The organism is Shimia sp., assembly GCF_022448905.1.
Classification (GTDB): Bacteria; Pseudomonadota; Alphaproteobacteria; order Rhodobacterales; family Rhodobacteraceae; genus Shimia.
Genome location: NZ_JAKVCW010000015.1, coordinates 46,613 through 64,136 on the forward strand (window position 1 = coordinate 46,613; position 17,524 = coordinate 64,136).

Consider the following 17,524-nt stretch of genomic DNA (forward strand, 5'->3'; position numbering starts at 1 on the left):
CAGTATTTTCCGTTAGCGATAACGATTTTGGCGGGCCAAGACGGTGTGAGGGACAGTTGAGCGAGACAGACTTCTTTCCTGAAGGGGCGTTGATAGCGGTGCTGACCACGCAACCGCTGGACCGGATGTTGGACTACAAAGCGCCGGAAGGTGGGGTTTTTCTGGGCGCTTTTGTTGAGGTGCCATTGGGACCGCGCCGGGTGCTTGGCGTTGTCTGGGGGCCAGGCAAGGGTGACTACGACATCAACAAAATCCGCCCTGCCAACCGCGCCTTGGATGTGGCACCGATGGGGGCGGACATGCGTGGGTTTTTGCAGCGCGCAGCGGATTATACGCTCACGCCGATGAATGCGATGCTCCGGCTGGCGACCCGTGCACCCGGCTTGTCGGACCCGCCCTCGATGCGCAAGATCTACCGGCGCGGGGAAGGCGAGCCGGATCGGCAAACCGATGCTCGCCGCCGCGTGCTGGAGACCTTATCTGAGTACGGCAATCTCGCCTTTACCATGGGGGAACTCTCGGAGATGGCGGGGGTGACCAATTCCGTCATCAAGGGCTTGGTCAAGCAGGGCGTTGTGCGCGAGGAAGCTGCGCCACGGGACACGCCGTTTCCGCGTCTGGACCCGGACTACGGCGGCAAGGAGCTGTCTGAAGATCAGGAGGCGGGCGCGGCGGAGTTGCGCGCGGGAGTTCAGAGCGGGACCTATGGCACAACCTTACTGCGTGGCGTGACCGGTTCGGGCAAAACGGAAGTGTATCTGGAGGCGGTGGCCGAGTGTTTACGCAAGGGGAGACAGGCGCTGGTTCTATTGCCGGAGATTGCCCTGACAGCGGAGTTTCTAACGCGTGTGGAGGCGCGGTTTGGCGCGAAACCTGCGGAGTGGCACTCGGGCGTGACCATGACCGAGCGCCGCCGGACTTGGAAAATGGTAGGTGAAGGCGGTGCCCAGATGGTGATCGGGGCGCGGTCGGCGTTGTTTTTGCCGTATCGCGACTTGGGTCTGATCATTGTCGATGAAGAACACGACACGTCTTACAAGCAGGAAGACGGCGTGTTGTATAACGCGCGGGACATGGCGGTGCTGCGGGCGGCGCTTTGCGAGGCGCAGGTGATTTTGGCCTCGGCCACGCCCAGCCTTGAAAGCTGGGCCAATGCCGAAGCGGGCAAATACAAAAAACTGGAGCTGACCAGCCGCTATGGCGCGTCCGTGCTGCCGGAGATGCGCGCGATCGACATGCGGGCCGAGAAATTGCCCGCCAGTCGTTGGATTTCGCCCAGTCTAAAGGCGGCGGTGGACGCGCGGATTGCCAAGGGGGAGCAGGCGCTGCTATTCATCAATCGGCGGGGCTATGCGCCGGTCACGATTTGTCGTGCCTGTGGGCATCAGATTGGCTGTGACAATTGCGATGCGCGGATGGTGGAGCACCGGTTCCTCAAGCGCCTGCTGTGCCACCAATGTGGTGAGACCAAGCCGATGCCGGAGGCTTGTCCGTCTTGTGAGGTCGAGGGAAAGCTTGCGCCAGTTGGGCCAGGCGTGGAACGTCTCGCGGAGGAGGCGCAGGAGCTGTGGCCGGACGCCCGGCAGGCTGTGTTGAGTTCGGACCTGTTTGGATCAGCGCGTGCGCTGAAGGAGAGCATCCGGACAATTGCTGATGGTGGAGCCGACATTATCATCGGGACACAGTTGGTAGCGAAAGGGCATAACTTTCCACTGCTGACGTTGGTCGGTGTGATTGATGCGGATCTCGGGTTGCAGGGCTCCGATTTGAGGGCTGCAGAACGAACGTTTCAATTGATGCGACAGGTCGCCGGGCGTGCCGGGCGATCCGAGCGGGCGGGCTTGGCGTTGCTGCAGACGTTTCAGCCGGAGCATCCGGTGATCCGTGCCATTTTGACCGGCGACGAGACCGGGTTCTGGCGGGCCGAAGCTGATGAGCGTCGTCACGCAGTGGTGCCGCCGTTTGGGCGCATGGCGGGGATTATCCTGTCTGGCAGCGATGTGGCGCAGGTGTTTGATCTGGGCAATGCGCTGGCGAGAAACGCTGGCATGCTGCGCGCCATTGGGGCAGAGGTCTATGGTCCGGCCCCTGCACCGATAGCGCGTGTGCGCGGGCGGCATCGCGTGCGGCTCTTGGTGAAAGCAGACAAATCCGCGCCGTTGCAGAGCGCTTTGGCGCAATGGGTGGGGCAATTCCGGCTGAAGGGCGATCTGCGTCTCGCGGTGGATATCGATCCACAGAGTTTTTACTGACCTCAAACTTAGAAGGTGCGGAAGTGCAGGCTGATCTGTGCGTCTTTTGATCTCGCCTTTTTGCCGCGATCGGCGTACTTGCTGCACATGTTTAGAAAAATCTCTATTGATGACGCACATCTGTTGCCGTGGTGGCGTCGCCCGATCACCTTGCTGTTCCTCATGGCGCTGGCCATGCCGATTGCCTTCAACACCTGGAGCGCGCTGCTCAACAACTTTGTGATTGAGCTGGCGGATTTTGACGGGTCAGACATTGGGCTCCTGCACACCGTGCGCGAAATCCCCGGATTTCTGGCAATTGGCGTGATCTTCTTGCTGCTGTTCATTCGGGAACAAGTGCTCGGGCTGTTGTCCTTGGCGCTGCTTGGCGTTGCGACAGCGGTCACGGCCTATTTTCCGACCATGGGCGGGATTTTGATGATCACCCTGCTGAGTTCGATTGGCTTTCACTACTATGAAACCGTGAACCAATCGCTTCAGCTGCAATGGCTCGACAAGAAACGTGCCCCAAAGGTTCTGGGTTGGCTTGTCGCGGCAGGGTCAGCGGCGACTTTGCTGGCGTATGGCATCATCGTGTTGGGCTGGAAGCGGTACAATTGGGATTATGACGTGGTCTACCTCGCGGGGGGCGGTATCACGGCGCTGATCGCGCTCTACTGTTTTGTGGCGTTTCCGCAGTTTGAAGGCCGCACGCCGCAAGCGCGCAAGATGGTGCTGAAGAAACGCTATTGGCTGTATTATGCGATGCAGTTTATGGCGGGTGCCCGCAGGCAAATTTTTGTGGTCTTTGCAGGATTCATGATGGTGGAGCGCTTTGGCTTTGACGTGCATGAGATCACCGCGCTGTATTTGATCAACCTTATCGCCAATATGCTGTTTGCGCCTTTGATCGGCGGCGCTGTGTCGAAGTTTGGCGAGCGGCGCACGTTGATCTTTGAGTATGCGGGCCTTGTGATTGTCTTCCTGGCATATGGCGGCATCTATTTCTTCGGCTGGGGCATTGCCTTGGCGGCAACACTCTATGTTGTTGATCACCTGCTGTTTTCGCTGGCATTGGCATTGAAGACCTATTTCCAGAAAATCGCGGACCCGGAAGATATGGCGCCGACTGCGGCTGTGGCCTTTACAATCAACCATATCGCGGCGGTGTTCCTGCCGGTTCTGCTGGGCCTGCTGTGGTTGGCATCCCCTGGGGCTGTGTTTGTGCTCGCGGCCTCCATGGCGTCGGTGTCGTTGGGTTTGGCTTTCCTGATCCCGCGCCATCCGGAAAAGGGCAATGAAACCCGACTGACGCGGCCTCTGGCTGCTGCTGCGGAGTAGTTTGTGCTTGCGCAGGCTTGACGGGGCCGAGGGGAGACCCTAGGCCCTGCGCAACCTGATAGGAGAGCAACATGCCGACATTCACCGCACTGACCACATTGATGGGCAAAGAGCAGGCCGAAGCGCTGGGCGCGGCGATGGAGCGGCTGGTGCCGGAACCAACGGGGGTTGGGGTGTTCGAGGTCGAAGACGGGTCTGGCCTCTGGGAAATTGGCGGCTACTTTGTTGAAGCGCCAGATGAGGCGGGGTTGGCCGTTTTGGCGGCAGCGTTCAGCGCGAAGCCTTTTGTGGTGTCCGAGCTGCCGGAAACCGATTGGGTGGCCCATGTGAAGCGTGAGCTGGCGCCGGTTGAGGCCGGGCGGTTCTTTGTCTACGGCAGCCACGACGCGGATAAAATTCCGGAAGGTGCCGAGCCGCTGTTGATCGAAGCCGCGATGGCCTTTGGCACCGGGCACCATGGCACCACTTTGGGCTGCCTGAAAGCGCTGGACCGCGTGGCCAATGAAGGCTTTGTGGGGCAGAACGTGGCGGACATCGGCTGCGGTACGGCGGTGCTGGGCATGGGGGCGGCGCGGATTTGGCCAAATCCGGTGTTGGCGAGCGATATTGACGAGGTGGCCGTGGATGTGGCCAAGGCCAACGTCACGGCAAACGATCTGGATGGGAAGGTCATCTGTCTGGAGGCGGCTGGTTTTGGGCATCCTGACTTGGCGGCCAAGGCGCCTTATGATCTGGTGTTTGCCAACATCCTGAAGGCTCCACTGGTGGATCTGGCACCGGATATGGGCGCCAATATTGCCGCGAACGGCCACGCGATCCTTTCCGGCATCCTGAACGAGCAGGCGGACGAGGTGGTCGAGGCTTATGATGCGGCAGGCTTTGATGTGCACACCCGCGAAGAGATTGGCGAGTGGACCACGCTGACGCTGACACGCCGCGCCTGACGCGGGCAACTCTGCACACAGAATCAAGACACGGGCGGCTGCCATCAGTCGCCCGTTTTTTTTGTGCGCATAGTCGTATTTGTTTCTTCTTTTTGCACAGTCCCTGGTGTAGTCTAGGGTTGTTTCCACTTTTCCTGCGGAAGTGCATAATTGAGGTCAGATTTGACGATAATTTGCCTCATTTTCGGCTTTGTGCCTTAATTTCGCCACATTTCGAGACCAGATTTGGCCATGTTTGGTGGGGGCCAAACCTGAGTTAGTTGCCATGAGTGAATCTTACGCAGAATTTCATGATCGCCTTGCACGGATCTATCGCAAGCAGGCGAAGACCGGTCGTGTGGGCCGTGAATCTGTTGTGATCAATCGCAACGGTTACATGATTGTCAAAGGCGCGGGCCGCCGCCGGGGTATCCCTTGGGCAGGCCTGTTCACCGTGGTTGTGTCTTTCTTCATGATCAAAGGCATCATGATGTCTCAGTTTGGCCCTGACTTCTATTCGCAGGACGTTGCGCGGTTGAGCGGTGGTACGCCGGTGGAAAAGGCTGCGGCCTGGACTATGGCCCCCGATCCCGTGTCGCGCTGGATTGCGACGCAAATCAACACCAAGCTCTAAAACTCCAAAGTTTCCGTGGATCCCTCCAAGATCCCACACGGCCCCGGGTCTCTCTCCCCGGGGCCGTTTCTTTTTTTGACGCGTAAAACAAAACCGCCGCCTCGAAGGAGGCGACGGTTTGCGGTCCCACGGAACAAAGCTGCCGTGAGTGGTGGGTGCTTAGCGGATCGCGTAAATGTCGGAGCGGGACAGACCAATGTCGTCCAGCTCGCGGTCGCTGAGCATTGCCAGAGCATTGCGTGTGCGGCGCTTTTCATTCCAATCGACGAAGCGGGCAACAAGCGCGAAGAGGGGCTGACCGATACGGCCAGCAGAACCAGAGGTCGACGTATGTTCGAAGGCGGCCATATCAGAAATCCTTTCTTTCAGTTGCTATGGACTGTGTTTTCGATTGGCCGCACATAGGGCTCAAAATGCACCCCAGCAAGCGTCAAAACGGCATAGGTGGCATGCGGTTATTGCATAGGTCGAAAATTGCGGAAACACCTTATTAATAAGGTCGTTTTTGGTGTCGTGAAGGGTCGCATTTAGACCATTTGGGGCAGGCATTAGGCGGGTCGCCAAATCGTCGCACCTGCAAAAACTTTTGTCGCAATTTGCTTCAGGCTTGGCGTTTGTTCTCGTTTCGTGCTACTTCACGGAGAATAACAAGAAAACAGAGCACAATGGGGCACAACATGCGCGTATTGGGAATCGATCCAGGCTTGCGAAACATGGGCTGGGGCGTGATCGACGCAGACGGCAGTAAGATGAGCCATGTGGCCAACGGGATTTGTCATTCGGTTGGGCAGGATTTGGCGGCACGACTGTTGTCTCTGCATGAGCAGCTAACGGATGTTGTCGCGCGCTTCTTGCCGGACCATGCGGCGATCGAGCAGACCTTTGTGAACAAAGACGGTGCAGGCACGCTCAAGCTGGGCCAAGCGCGTGGGATTGCCTTGTTGGTGCCGGCGCAGGCGGGGCTGCATATTGGTGAGTATGCGCCTAACAAGGTGAAGAAGACGGTAGTGGGTGTGGGGCACGCGGAGAAGCATCAGGTGGAACATATGGTGAAGTTGCAGCTTCCTGGGGTGAAGATCGCCGGGGCGGATGCGGCGGATGCGTTGGCGATTGCGATGTGCCACGCGCATTACGCTCGGGCAGGGGCTGGTTATGCGGAAGCATTGAAGAGGGCGCAGGCATGATTGGCAAGATTTCCGGGACGCTGGAGTACCGCAGCACGGATCACGTTCTGATCGATGTGCGCGGCGTGGGCTATGTGGTTTACTGTTCTGACCGGACTTTGGCGGCTTTGCCTAGTGTGGGTGAGCCGGTGGCGCTTTATACCGATCTGTTGGTGCGGGAAGACCTGTTGCAGTTGTTTGGCTTCTCAAGCCTGTTTGAAAAGGAATGGCACCGCCTGTTGATGAGCGTGCAGGGGATTGGCGCGAAGGCGAGCTTGGCAATCCTTGGCGCGCTGGGAGCAGACGGTGTGAGCCGGGCGGTAACCCTTGGCGATGTGGCGGCGATCAAGGCGGCAAAAGGTGTCGGACCTAAGACGGCGCAACGTGTTGTTATTGAATTGAAAGACAAGGCGCCGGAAGTGATGGCACTAGGTGGGACGCTTGGGGAGGCCATGGCGTCGGTTTCTGGTGAAGAGGCGGCTGCGGACGATGAGGTAATCGAAGATGTGGCACGCACTCCGGTGAATGCGGGTGGGGCTTCGGCGGCTGCTGGAGCGGCCGCTGCGGCGTCTATGAGTGTGCAGGCCGATGCTTTGTCGGCGCTGGGTAACCTTGGTTATGGGCCGGCAGATGCGGCAGGCGCAGTCGCGCAAGCGGCGGGGGAAGACCCCGAGGCGGATACATCTGAGTTGATCCGCGCAGCGCTTAAACTACTGGCACCAAAGGGGTAAAACATGGATCAGCCAGACCCCACATTGCGACCGGAAGCGCGGCCTGAGGATGCGGATCGCGCGTTGCGTCCGCAAGAATTGGATGCCTTTATCGGTCAAAGAGAAGCGCGCGCGAACCTGCGGGTGTTCATTGAAAGTGCGCGCCGTCGCGGTGAAGCCATGGACCACACATTGTTCCATGGTCCGCCGGGTTTGGGGAAGACCACTTTGGCGCAAATCATGGCGCGGGAGTTGGGGGTAAACTTCCGTATGACTTCTGGTCCGGTGCTTGCAAAGGCCGGAGACCTGGCGGCTATCCTCACCAACCTTGAAGCGCGCGACGTGCTTTTTATCGATGAAATTCATCGGCTTAATCCAGCGGTCGAAGAGGTGCTTTATCCCGCGATGGAGGACTTTGAACTCGATCTGGTGATCGGGGAGGGGCCGGCGGCGCGGACGGTTCGGATTGAGTTGCAGCCCTTTACTTTGGTGGGGGCGACGACGCGGTTGGGGCTGTTGACCACGCCGCTTAGAGACCGTTTTGGGATCCCGACGCGGCTACAGTTTTACACAGAGGGTGAACTCAACGAGATTGTCACGCGCAACGCCAACAAATTGGGTGTGCCTGCGCAGGATGGTGGCGCGCGGGAGATTGCGCGGCGCTCGCGCGGGACGCCGCGGATTGCCGGGCGTTTGCTGCGGCGGGTGGTGGATTTTGCCCTGGTGGAAGGCGATGGGGTTATCACAAAATCCCTTGCAGATGGCGCACTTACGCGGCTTGGGGTGGATAACCTTGGGCTGGATGGGGCGGACCGGCGTTACCTGCTTTTCATTGCCGAGAACTACGCTGGTGGACCGGTTGGGATCGACACAATCAGTGCGGCCTTGAGCGAAAGCCGAGATGCCATAGAAGAGGTGATTGAGCCGTTTTTGCTGCAACAAGGGTTGATCCAACGGACGCCACGCGGGCGGATGTTGGCGCAAAAGGCCTGGCAACATCTGGGGCTGAGTGCGCCGCGGCCTCGGGAACAGAGCGATCTGTTTACCCCGCCAGGCAACGGCAAATAAGGCGTCGGTATCGCGTCGGTATTGTGACTGTTTCGCGGAGGTGCGGTTTTGAAAGTGGAAGATGTTAACGCGATGACACAAACGCCAGTTGCGACTTTGGGCGAAGTGGACGTGCGTAAGCTGACCGAACAGGCGGCTGCGGTTTCCGACATTTATGCCGAGCGATTTGGCATTGATCGGGATGCCACCTGGTATCTGGCCAAAATGACCGAAGAGTTGGGCGAATTGCAGTCAGCCTATCTGGCGACGCAGGGGGCACAGCGCGGCGCTTTACCTCAAGCAGACGCGCGCCAGAACCTGATCGATGAAACGGCGGACCTGTTTGGCTTCCTCATGGTCTTTGCGGACTGGCAGGGCATCGACCTGGCCGAAGCTTTTGCAGCCAAATGGGGGCGGTACCTTCCTGAATAGGTGGGTGAGGCGGGTTTTCCTTAGTGCAAATCGGGTAAGTCTTCAGCATCACCGGCCTCTTTATCGGGTGATTCCTTGGTTGGCATAGGGGCAATCACGGGGTCGGGCGCGGAAAATCCGTGTCCAGAATGTGCCGTTTCCGCTCAATTTTACTTTTCTGGGATTGGCTAAAATTCAAGCTATCAAGGCAAGTGTTGGCAAAGTCTAAACACGCGCGGCTTGAGCGGGTTTTTAGGCAAATTCTCTCGCCTACGGTTTTGCCGAAGGAACTCTTTGAAAATCCGTACCTTGATAGGATTTGTCGGAGAGACTGACGCGTTTAGGTCAAAGAAACGGATGTGACCTCTGTCTCGCATTTTGTCCACATTTAAGTCGGATAACGCTCAATTTTTATGGGCTTTGGGGCGGTTAATTCCCTGTAAGGAAAGCCGAAACCGCCCATTAAGGAAAACAGTTTTGGTTGAGGCTCAAGAGCGAGCCGGTGGGAACCAAATCTGAATCAGCGCTCATCTCTGACCAACGAACTGAACTTCATACGGGTAACAGAAAATGCTGAACACATCTATCAAAGCCATGATGGCAGTTGGCGCCTTGGTGTCTATTGCGGGCTGCAAAAGCACCATTGAATCTTATGTGGAAGACGAGGTGGGTGACCGCCTGAATGAAATGGCGGGTGATCGCCTTTACCTTGCGCATGGCGACACCACACTGAACGGCCGGGTCCGTACCGCGTCTATGTCTACAGATGGCGAAGGTAACGTAACCGGCGGCCGTCTTGGTGCCGCGCGCAACGGGTCCATCGAGGTTGGCACCAACATTGGTGAGCTGGAGACGTTGGAGATGACCAACGGTAGCACCACCACGCGTTTTGGCGCAGGCGGCGACCGCATTGATGACGGCATGGATTCCCTGTTGATCACCGCGCGCAATTCCAACGGGAAGAAGCGCAGCTGGATGGGCAACGCGGATGCGCTGGATTATGATCACCAAACCTTTGGCATGTGGGCGACGGGCGTCGGCACGTCCAATGGCAGTGTGAGCGTGGGCAGCTTCGGTCGCCGAACTGCCTCAGCTGATGTACCAACCAGTGGGTCCGCCACTTATTCCGGCCGCTCCGTCGGTATGGTTGTCACCACAGATGGTCGCGCGCTTGTGTCCGAATCCCAAGTTGGCGTGACCACTTCCGACTTCTCCAATGTGAGCGTTGCCAGCACCAACACCTATGTGCGCAACCTGTCCGGCGGCAACGCCTGGCGTGGTCAGCATCTGGATTTTGCAGGCACCGGCACCATTAGCGGTAATGAATTCACTGCGAACATCAACGGAGTGATACCGTTCAGCGCTGGCGACAGCGGCACGTTAAATGGGGCCTTTTATGGTGACAACGCGGAAGAAGTTGGTGGCACCTTTGAGATGAATGGTGCGATTGGTAACTATTCCGGCGCGTTTGGTGGCAATTAACACTGTCCTATAACGCGTATACAAAATTGTTCTCCGCTTTGGCGGGGAACTGCTCTGAAACGAGCAGTTTATTAGGGTAACCAGAATGGCCAAGGTAGTGACATCCAAACTGAAAATCGGTCTCGTGGCGATTGCCGTCTTTTGCGGGGCTTTGACAGCAGCGACAGGATTTGCCGAGGCCAACACCCCATCTCCTTCAGCATTGGAGATTGAGCGGTCTTTTGACACGGCGATGGCGGCCCTTGATGCTGGGCAACCCGAAGCAGCCATTCCGATCCTCCAAGGTATTCTGGCAACCGATCCCAAGCTTATTCGTGTGCGCCTTGAATTGGCCCGGGCCTATTTCATGGCGCAACAATGGGCACGGTCCCGGGAAGAGTTTTTTCGGGTGCTGTCTGGCGACCTGCCGGAACCAGTGCGTAAGACAGTTCTGTCTTTCATTCGTCAAATCGATGCGCGCCGCGGTTTTGATTGGGATCTGTCGATCGGTCTGACCACGGCCGGCAACAACCGGAACTATGACGCTGAACACCCGTTTCCTTTTGGTCTGGGGCCAGATGGTGAGGTGATTTATGTGTATTCCTCTCGTCCTGTGAAGCAGGTTCCGGCGCTGCGCGCCGAGGGATCGGCAAACTTTCGGTACAAACTCGAGGCCCTAAGCGGCCCCAAGAGCACTGTTCTTGGCTACGCCAGTCTCAGCGCGAGCATCCTGGAGGCGGAGGGTCGCGACTACGATGACCAATTGTTGCGCCTGCGTTTGGGGTTGCGGCATCTTTCCCAGAACACCACGCTGTCTTTTGGGCCGTTTGTGTCTGGGCGTCGGGTGCGCGGCGAACACTATGAGGATCAGTATGGTTTGGACGCAGCCTTTGAGCGCCGCGGCCTGATGGGGGGATCGGTGTATGGACGCTTGTCTTACGCCCATGTGGACAGCCAGTTCAGCAGTTCGTTGGATGGGTCTTTGGCAACGGCTTTTGTTGGCTTCCGGAGGTCTGTCGGCGGGTCAACTATTGTAGGTGGTGAGTTGAACTATGAGCGTCGTCGCCAGGACGGCTTAAACGGGTTTGGTGAAGGAGGGTATGAAACCCTTCAGCTTTCGGCCTATTCCAGTTTTGACATTCGTAATGGGTGGACAATAGAGCCGCGGGTGTTTGTGAAGCACCGACGCTTTCTGGAGGTCAACCCGTTGTACGGTGAAGCGCCGAGTTCAGTGTCACTGGGAGGGGCGCTGCGGGTGGAAAAATCTGACATGTTCTTGCCAGGGGGCTATACGCCATACTTCATGATCGATGCGGAGCGGGCCAGAAGCGACATTGCGGCCTTCAGTTTCCGCTCGGTTGGGGTGCAGATTGGCGTGGAGCGTCGGTTCTGATCCGCGACAGCAAAGCCGAAGCAATACCGGCGCCGATGATGAGGCTGAGGCCGATCCAGGTGTAGGTATCAGGCAGGTCTTCAAAGACCAGCCAGCCAAGGGCGACCGCGCTGACCAGTTGTAAATAGACAAACGGCGCAAGCACGGCGGCTTCAGCGCGGGCATAGGCAAACAGCAGTAGGAAATTTCCGCCCATCGACAGGATGGCGCTGGCGGTTGTGAGCCCAGCCAGCGTGGGTGTCATGGGAGGGATCTGGGTGAGACAGAAGGGTGTCATCATCACCGCTGCCAGAAACAGTTGGGTGAAGAGCAGGCTGGTGGGGCGCGCGATTGGCGCGAGCCAGCGCGACGCTGTGAGGAAAGCGCCGTAGAACAGGCCTGCACCCAGGGCCCAGAGCAGGCCGGCGGACATGTCAAAGCTGGGGCGGACCACAAGCATCACGCCCAGGAAGCCAAGCCCCATAAGCGCGCTGCGGGCGCGGGTGACTGTTTCGCCAAGCAGCAGCACGGACAGCAGGTAGGAAAACAGCGGGCCAATGAAGAAGGCGGCGAAAACGTCGGCCAGCGGTGCGGTTTGCAGGGCGGTCTGGATGCAGGTGATGCCCCCGGTGAGCAGGGCGGCGCGCAGCCAGATGCGCCAGTTGGTGAGCAGGCGCAGCGTGTCCGGGCGCAGCAGGGGTAGGGCGAGGAGGCTGCCGAGTACAAAGCGCGACCAGGCGACAAACAGCGGGCTGGTGCCAAAGCCCTGGGTCATGAGTTTGCCGGCGGTGTCCCCGGCGGGGATCATCGACATGGCGACAAACATCAGGACAAAGGTTTTCCACATGCAAGCGGCGTAACATGTTTGTTCTGGGACAAAAAGTCTGTGTATTGGTGCGCGATTGCAAACAGAGAATTGCGCATCGGCGGGTTGAACCGGCGGGGGGCAAAAGGGTAAAGTTTTACACATGACGAAGGTATTTTCCCGCCGTGCGTTTTTGAGTTTGAGTGCTGCGTCGCTTGGTACGTCTGTTTTGGCAGATGCACCAACCCGGTCGTTGCGGCCTGTGTTGCGGCCGTCGTCGGCGAGAGCCTTGCCCAAGACTGCACCGGCAGCGGACGCTTTGATCCGTGACAGCGGGCTGACAGGCAAGGTCAGCTTTGCCGTGGCGCGAATGGGGGATGGCGCCGTTTTGGAAGGGCATCAGGCCAGCAGTGGTTTGCCGCCGGCCAGTGTCACAAAAATCCTGACCGCGCTTTATGCCTTGGCCTACCTCGGTCCTAACCATCGGTTCCAGACCACTTTGGTGGCGGTCGGAAATATCTCCAACGGGGTGCTGCGCGGTGATCTGGTGTTGCGCGGGGGCGGTGATCCAACGCTCGACACCAATGGATTGGCGGATCTTGCCCGGACGCTGAAAGCGGCGGGCGTGCGGGAAGTCAGGGGGCAGTTTCTTGTCTGGGGCGGGGCCTTGCCTTCGGTCAAACGGATCGACAACAAACAGCCGGATCACGCGGGCTATAACCCTGCGGTGTCAGGCATCTCGTTGAATTACAATCGCGTGCATTTTGAATGGAAGCGCGGGGCCAACGGCTATTCCGTCGCCATGGATGGGCGCAGCGACAAATACCGCCCAGAGGTGGATGTGGCGCGTATGAAGATCGTGAAACGCAGTGTGCCGGTCTATACCTATAAGTCGCAAGGCGGGCGGGATCATTGGACCGTGGCCAGCGGGGCGCTGGGCAAGGGCGGGGCACGGTGGTTGCCGGTGCGCGAGCCGGAGATCTATGCGGGCGAGGTGTTTCGGACTTTGGCGCGGGCGCATGGGATTGCCCTAAAGGCACCAAAGAAAACGCAAAACCCACCACGCGGCGCGGTGCTGGCGCGAAAAAACAGCCCGGCACTGAAAGATATTCTGAAGGGCATGTTGAAGTATTCCACCAATCTCACCGCAGAGATGGTGGGGATGGCGGCAAGCCAGGCCCGCGGTGCGCAGCCTGGTTCGGTGAAGGCGTCTGCGGCGGCGATGAACGCTTGGGCCTCTCAAAGTCTGGGCATGGGCAGCGCGGCCCTAGTGGATCATTCGGGGCTTGGCGAGAAATCGCGGTTGCGGGCGGATGAGACGGCCCTGATGCTGGCACAGGCCGGGCAGCACGCGGTCCTACAGCCCATTTTGAAAACCATCGCGCTGCGGGATTCCAACGGCAAGGTCAACAAGGGCCATCCGTTAAAGGTGCTGGCCAAGACTGGCACGCTGCATTTTGTCAGTGCCTTAGCGGGTTATGTGACCACGCCGGAAGGACGAGACCTGGCGTTTGCGATTTTTGGCGCGGACCTTGGTGCGCGGGATCGGCTGATCGGGCCAGATCGCGAGCGGCCCCAAGGGGCGCGGACCTACAACGGCCGCTCAAAGAAGTTGCAGCAGAAGCTAATTGAGCGATGGGGCACGGTATACGGGGCTTGATATAATTTGGCGCGCGTTATGCGTGCAATTTTCCCACCCAATCCCTTCTCCTTCTTCAAATTTCTTGACGTGTCCCGATCTGGGCGTTGATAATTTTTTCAATGGGTTCGCGGATGTCTCACCTGAGGCATTGCGGGCTGAGAGACACTGTACTGCGCCCTGACCGGCGGGCTGCAAGGTTTCGGTAATAAGTTCGAATTAATTTAAATGTGAGTTTAATGGCCCAGTGCCAAATGGGCTGACAGGTTGCGGGAAGAGACGTGCGGAAACGCGATAGGCTAGATGAGTTTGCTTTCTTGGAAGAGGTCCAGATGGGCATCTTTGTGCTGGAAGTGGCCGAAGACGGTCTGCCGCGCTATTTGATGATGAACCGTCTTGCGCGTGAAACTGCGCAACTGGAGCCGGAGTTTGTTGTTGGCAAAACTGCCGCAGAGATTTTTGGCGGGATCACTGGTGAGAGGGCATTGGCAAAACATCTCAGCGTGGTCAAAAGCGGCGAGCCGGCGACCTATGAGATCACCTTTCCCTTTGCCAAAAACGTTATGGAAATTCGCACCACGTTGACGCCAATCTATTATGAAGACGGTTCGCTGTCCCACGTGTTGGGCTGCTCGGCGGATATAACGTCAGAGAAGCAGCGGGATGCGGCGCTGGCGCTGACCAAGATTGCCAAGGACAAGGCGGAGCAGGCCAATAAGGCCAAGGAGCAATTTCTGGCCAATATGAGCCACGAGATTCGCACCCCGATGAACGGCATTATTGGCATGTGCGAGTTGTTGCATGAGACGGTGCTGAACAACCGGCAGAAGCTTTACTCCGACACGATCTCCAGCTCGGCCAATGCGCTGTTGGACATCATCAATGATGTGCTGGATTTCTCCAAAATCCAGGCCGGCAAGCTGTCGATCCATGACGCGCCGTTTTCGCTTCGCGATTTGGTCGAAGAAATCGCCACGTTGCTGAGTATCCGAGCCGAAGCCAAGGAACTGAAAATTCACGTGTGTTATCCGGATGAGGCCCCGTCGAATTTTCTAGGAGATGCGACCCGTGTTCGCCAAGTGCTTTTGAACCTGATTGGCAATGCTATCAAGTTTACCGAAGTGGGGCAGGTAGATGTGGTTGTGTTCTATGACCCGGGCGCCACACGTTGGCCCCTTAAGCTGTCCGTCCGCGACACCGGGCCTGGGATCCCTGAAGCCGAGAAGGATGTGATTTTCTCAGCCTTTGAGCAGATCGACAATTTGGCGACGCGGCGGGAGGACGGCACTGGGCTGGGACTGACCATTTCACAGGCGCTGGTAGAGCGTATGCACGGCAAGATCGAGGTCGAGAGTGTGGTTGGCAAAGGCGCCACGTTTACGGTCTCTTTGGCGTTGCCTGTCACCGAAGAGGTCGTCGAGGTGCAGGAGGTGGAGGAACTGCTGATTGCGTCTTATCCGCCGATGGAGGTCCAAGCCGGGCGGTTGGAAGAGACACCACAACCGCCGCCGGGGGCGCAGCTGAAGGGTATGAAAATCCTGGTGGCGGAAGACAACCGCGTGAACCAGTTGGTGATCAGCAAGATGTTGGGCCCCACTGGGGCGGAGTTGCAGTTTGTGCCGGACGGCCAGCAGGCGGTGGATGCCTATATGGCCGGCGAATGTGATCTGATCCTGATGGATCTGTCGATGCCGGTCCTAGGCGGGCTGGAAGCCACGAGACAGATCCGGGCATATGAAAAAGACGCGGCACGACCAGCTTGCAAAATCATTGCGGTGACGGCCAATGCGCAGCCCAGTGATGCGGAAGCCTGTATGAAGGCTGGCATGGATGATTTCCTGAGTAAGCCTTTCCGCAAAGGGGAGCTGATCTCCATCATTGAGTGGTGATGTGGGAGGTTTCCGTTCTACCCTTCGGGTTGAGGGAGATATGTTCAAAACAACCCATTATGGATAGTGAGGGTCTTTCTGGAGTTTACGTGAGATTTTAGCTGCACAAATTGCCAAGTTCATGGCGTGCAAATTGTCGAGTTCGCCGCTATTGAAACAGTTTGGTAACACTTCTTTAGCTAAGAATCGTAGGACGCCCCCTTCCACCACAGGGTGGCGATGACGTGGCAGGACTAGGCGTGACGCAATTGGATTTCCCGGACTATCTCGCGCTTTTGGATGCGATGCCAACCCCGATTTTTGTCTTGAAAGTCGGTGAAGATGGGTTGCCGCGGTATGTCATGATGAACGCAACCTGTTGCAAAATGGTTGAGCGACGCCTTGAGGATATTGTTGGGAAGACGGCTTTCGAGATTTATGGCGGCTCCATGGGCGAGCGCGCGCTGGCACAGCAGCTTTCAGTCATGGAGGCCGCGGAGCCGACCACTTATTCAGTGTGTATTCCCTTTCCGCACCGGGTGCTTGATCTGCGGACAACCTTGACGCCGATTTTTGATGCCGCCGGTGCCATGACGTATTTGATTGGATTCTGCATTGACGTGACCTCGGAGAGGGAGCGTGACGAAGCGTTGGAATTGACCAAAATTGCCAAAGAAAAGGCCGAGGAGGCCAGTTCTGCAAAAGAGCGGTTTTTGGCCAACATGAGCCATGAAATCAGAACACCGATGAATGGTATTCTCGGGATGTCTGAGATGATGCTTGAGACAGGTCTTTCGCAGCAACAGAAGCTTTATGCGGATACCATTCACACCTCAGCAAATGCGCTTTTGGATATTGTGAATGATGTTTTGGACTTCTCCAAAATTCAGGCAGAGAAGATCTCTTTGGCGCGGGAGCCCTTTTCCCTGTTGCAGGTGATTATGGAGGTGACCACACTTTTGAGCACGCGGTCGGAGGCAAAGGGATTAGACCTGCAACTGGACTATGGTCCGATGGTGCCACACGGATTCATAGGAGACGCCAAGCGCATTCGGCAAATACTGCTGAACCTGATTGGCAATGCGATCAAGTTTACAGACGCGGGACATATCAACGTATCTGTGACCCATGACGCACGCGAGGGTGTGTATCCGCTAACCCTGACGGTTACAGATACTGGCGTAGGGATTCCGCAAGCAGCGCAGAAGGACATCTTTGCAGCCTTTGAGCAGGTGGAGAATCCTGCGGCGTATCGCGAAGACGGCACTGGCTTGGGGTTGGCCATTACGCAAGCTTTGGTGGAACGCATGGGCGGTGCCATTTCAGTGCAGAGCGTCGAGGGAGAGGGGGCGACTTTTACAGTTCGTTTGGGGTTGGCTGAAGCCAAAGGAGATGATCTGAGTACAGCGGACGGTTCAGGTTCTGCCAGGCAGGCAAAACAGTTTGCGGCGGATTTCCAAGTTGAGGCCGTGACGTCAGTGCCAGTTCCACTTGAGATGCCGTCTTTGGCGGGACGAAAGATCTTGATTGCAGAAGACAACCGCACCAACCAGTTGGTGGTACGCAAGATGCTGGACCCAACGGGCGCCGAGTTGCACTTTGTGCCGGATGGGCAGCAGGCGGTGGAGGCCTATAAAGCGGCTGGGTGTGACCTGATCCTTATGGACTTGTCCATGCCGGTGCTGGGCGGGTTGGAGGCCACGCGGCAAATCCGGGCGTTTGAGAAAGATGCCGCGCGTCCGGCGTGCAAGATCATCGCTTTGACCGCCAATGCGCAGCCCAGCGATGCAGAGGCCTGTATGGCTGCCGGGATGGACGATTTTTTAAGCAAGCCATTCCGAAAAGGCGAGTTGCTTTCCGCTGTCGCAAGTTAGGGATGTTGTTCTGTTTTTGGAGTTAAAACCGGCTTCAAGAAATTG

The 17,524-nt window shown here is 57.7% G+C and carries 15 protein-coding genes; 13 read left to right on the forward strand and 2 right to left on the reverse strand.

Going from position 1 to position 17,524, the window contains the following annotated elements; translation table 11 throughout:
• The first annotated feature begins 56 nt into the window (after nt 1-56).
• The 4 genes from MK208_RS16970 to MK208_RS16985 all read left to right on the forward strand — a co-directional run bounded on the left by MK208_RS16970 (nt 57) and on the right by MK208_RS16985 (nt 5,129).
• Entirely contained in the window at nt 57-2,252 is a 2,196-nt protein-coding gene (locus tag MK208_RS16970) for a primosomal protein N' (RefSeq protein WP_294118588.1), read from the forward strand.
• Between the two features lie 87 nt (nt 2,253-2,339).
• A complete protein-coding gene (locus tag MK208_RS16975; RefSeq protein WP_294118589.1) occupies nt 2,340-3,572 on the forward strand; it encodes an MFS transporter in 1,233 nt (410 codons plus the stop codon).
• Nucleotides 3,573-3,643: 71 nt separating this feature from the next.
• Entirely contained in the window at nt 3,644-4,516 is an 873-nt protein-coding gene (locus MK208_RS16980) for a 50S ribosomal protein L11 methyltransferase (protein ID WP_294118590.1), read from the forward strand.
• A 265-nt stretch (nt 4,517-4,781) separates the two neighbouring features.
• Nucleotides 4,782-5,129 carry a hypothetical protein gene (locus MK208_RS16985; RefSeq protein ID WP_294118591.1) on the forward strand — a complete coding sequence of 116 codons (348 nt, stop codon included), beginning with the start codon at nt 4,782-4,784 and terminating at the stop codon, nt 5,127-5,129.
• Nucleotides 5,130-5,288: 159 nt separating this feature from the next.
• Here the strand turns inward: MK208_RS16985 and MK208_RS16990 are convergent, their stop codons facing one another.
• A complete protein-coding gene (locus MK208_RS16990) occupies nt 5,289-5,477 on the reverse strand; it encodes a DUF1127 domain-containing protein (RefSeq protein ID WP_294118592.1) in 189 nt (62 codons plus the stop codon).
• Between the two features lie 329 nt (nt 5,478-5,806).
• On the opposite strand from MK208_RS16990, the gene ruvC reads away from it, so the two are divergent.
• The 6 genes from ruvC to MK208_RS17020 all read left to right on the forward strand — a co-directional run bounded on the left by ruvC (nt 5,807) and on the right by MK208_RS17020 (nt 11,314).
• Complete coding sequence (gene ruvC, locus MK208_RS16995) at nt 5,807-6,313, forward strand: crossover junction endodeoxyribonuclease RuvC (protein ID WP_294118593.1); 507 nt, start codon at nt 5,807-5,809, stop codon at nt 6,311-6,313.
• Nucleotides 6,310-7,023 (forward strand): Holliday junction branch migration protein RuvA, encoded by a 714-nt coding sequence (gene ruvA / locus MK208_RS17000; protein ID WP_294118594.1) that lies wholly within the window; start codon nt 6,310-6,312, stop codon nt 7,021-7,023. Before ruvC ends, ruvA begins: the two co-directional genes overlap by 4 nt.
• Before the next feature lie 3 nt (nt 7,024-7,026).
• On the forward strand, nt 7,027-8,070 hold the full coding sequence (ruvB, locus tag MK208_RS17005) for a Holliday junction branch migration DNA helicase RuvB (RefSeq protein ID WP_294118595.1): 1,044 nt from the start codon (nt 7,027-7,029) through the stop codon (nt 8,068-8,070).
• A gap of 72 nt (nt 8,071-8,142) precedes the next feature.
• Nucleotides 8,143-8,481, forward strand: coding sequence for a hypothetical protein (locus MK208_RS17010; protein WP_294118597.1), 339 nt, complete (start codon nt 8,143-8,145; stop codon nt 8,479-8,481).
• A 549-nt stretch (nt 8,482-9,030) separates the two neighbouring features.
• Entirely contained in the window at nt 9,031-9,942 is a 912-nt protein-coding gene (locus MK208_RS17015) for a transferrin-binding protein-like solute binding protein (protein ID WP_294118598.1), read from the forward strand.
• 85 nt (nt 9,943-10,027) lie between these two features.
• Nucleotides 10,028-11,314, forward strand: coding sequence for a tetratricopeptide repeat protein (locus MK208_RS17020; RefSeq protein WP_294118600.1), 1,287 nt, complete (start codon nt 10,028-10,030; stop codon nt 11,312-11,314).
• Here MK208_RS17020 and MK208_RS17025 read toward each other — a convergent pair.
• Nucleotides 11,265-12,140, reverse strand: a complete 876-nt coding sequence (locus MK208_RS17025; RefSeq protein ID WP_294118601.1) for a DMT family transporter — start codon at nt 12,138-12,140, stop codon at nt 11,265-11,267. The genes MK208_RS17020 and MK208_RS17025 overlap by 50 nt on opposite strands.
• A 121-nt stretch (nt 12,141-12,261) precedes the next feature.
• Between MK208_RS17025 and dacB the strand changes: the two genes are divergently transcribed.
• From dacB to MK208_RS17040, 3 genes are all read left to right on the forward strand, one after another.
• The gene (dacB, locus tag MK208_RS17030; RefSeq protein ID WP_294118603.1) at nt 12,262-13,758 is read left to right on the forward strand and encodes a D-alanyl-D-alanine carboxypeptidase/D-alanyl-D-alanine-endopeptidase; all 1,497 of its coding nucleotides are present in this window, start codon (nt 12,262-12,264) and stop codon (nt 13,756-13,758) included.
• Between the two features lie 311 nt (nt 13,759-14,069).
• Nucleotides 14,070-15,626 carry an ATP-binding protein gene (locus tag MK208_RS17035; protein WP_294118605.1) on the forward strand — a complete coding sequence of 519 codons (1,557 nt, stop codon included), beginning with the start codon at nt 14,070-14,072 and terminating at the stop codon, nt 15,624-15,626.
• Nucleotides 15,627-15,865: 239 nt separating this feature from the next.
• Nucleotides 15,866-17,479, forward strand: a complete 1,614-nt coding sequence (locus MK208_RS17040; protein ID WP_294118606.1) for an ATP-binding protein — start codon at nt 15,866-15,868, stop codon at nt 17,477-17,479.
• The last annotated feature ends 45 nt before the right edge of the window (nt 17,480-17,524 follow it).

Coding starts and splice junctions, on each gene's coding strand:
- MK208_RS16975 (WP_294118589.1), top strand. CDS start 2,340: ATGTTTAGAAAAATCTCTATTGATGACGCACATCTGTTGCCGTGGTGG.
- MK208_RS16980 (WP_294118590.1), top strand. CDS start 3,644: ATGCCGACATTCACCGCACTGACCACATTGATGGGCAAAGAGCAGGCC.
- MK208_RS16985 (WP_294118591.1), top strand. CDS start 4,782: ATGAGTGAATCTTACGCAGAATTTCATGATCGCCTTGCACGGATCTAT.
- MK208_RS16990 (WP_294118592.1), bottom strand. CDS start 5,477: ATGGCCGCCTTCGAACATACGTCGACCTCTGGTTCTGCTGGCCGTATC.
- ruvC (WP_294118593.1), top strand. CDS start 5,807: ATGCGCGTATTGGGAATCGATCCAGGCTTGCGAAACATGGGCTGGGGC.
- ruvA (WP_294118594.1), top strand. CDS start 6,310: ATGATTGGCAAGATTTCCGGGACGCTGGAGTACCGCAGCACGGATCAC.
- ruvB (WP_294118595.1), top strand. CDS start 7,027: ATGGATCAGCCAGACCCCACATTGCGACCGGAAGCGCGGCCTGAGGAT.
- MK208_RS17010 (WP_294118597.1), top strand. CDS start 8,143: ATGACACAAACGCCAGTTGCGACTTTGGGCGAAGTGGACGTGCGTAAG.
- MK208_RS17015 (WP_294118598.1), top strand. CDS start 9,031: ATGCTGAACACATCTATCAAAGCCATGATGGCAGTTGGCGCCTTGGTG.
- MK208_RS17020 (WP_294118600.1), top strand. CDS start 10,028: ATGGCCAAGGTAGTGACATCCAAACTGAAAATCGGTCTCGTGGCGATT.
- MK208_RS17025 (WP_294118601.1), bottom strand. CDS start 12,140: ATGTGGAAAACCTTTGTCCTGATGTTTGTCGCCATGTCGATGATCCCC.
- dacB (WP_294118603.1), top strand. CDS start 12,262: ATGACGAAGGTATTTTCCCGCCGTGCGTTTTTGAGTTTGAGTGCTGCG.
- MK208_RS17035 (WP_294118605.1), top strand. CDS start 14,070: ATGGGCATCTTTGTGCTGGAAGTGGCCGAAGACGGTCTGCCGCGCTAT.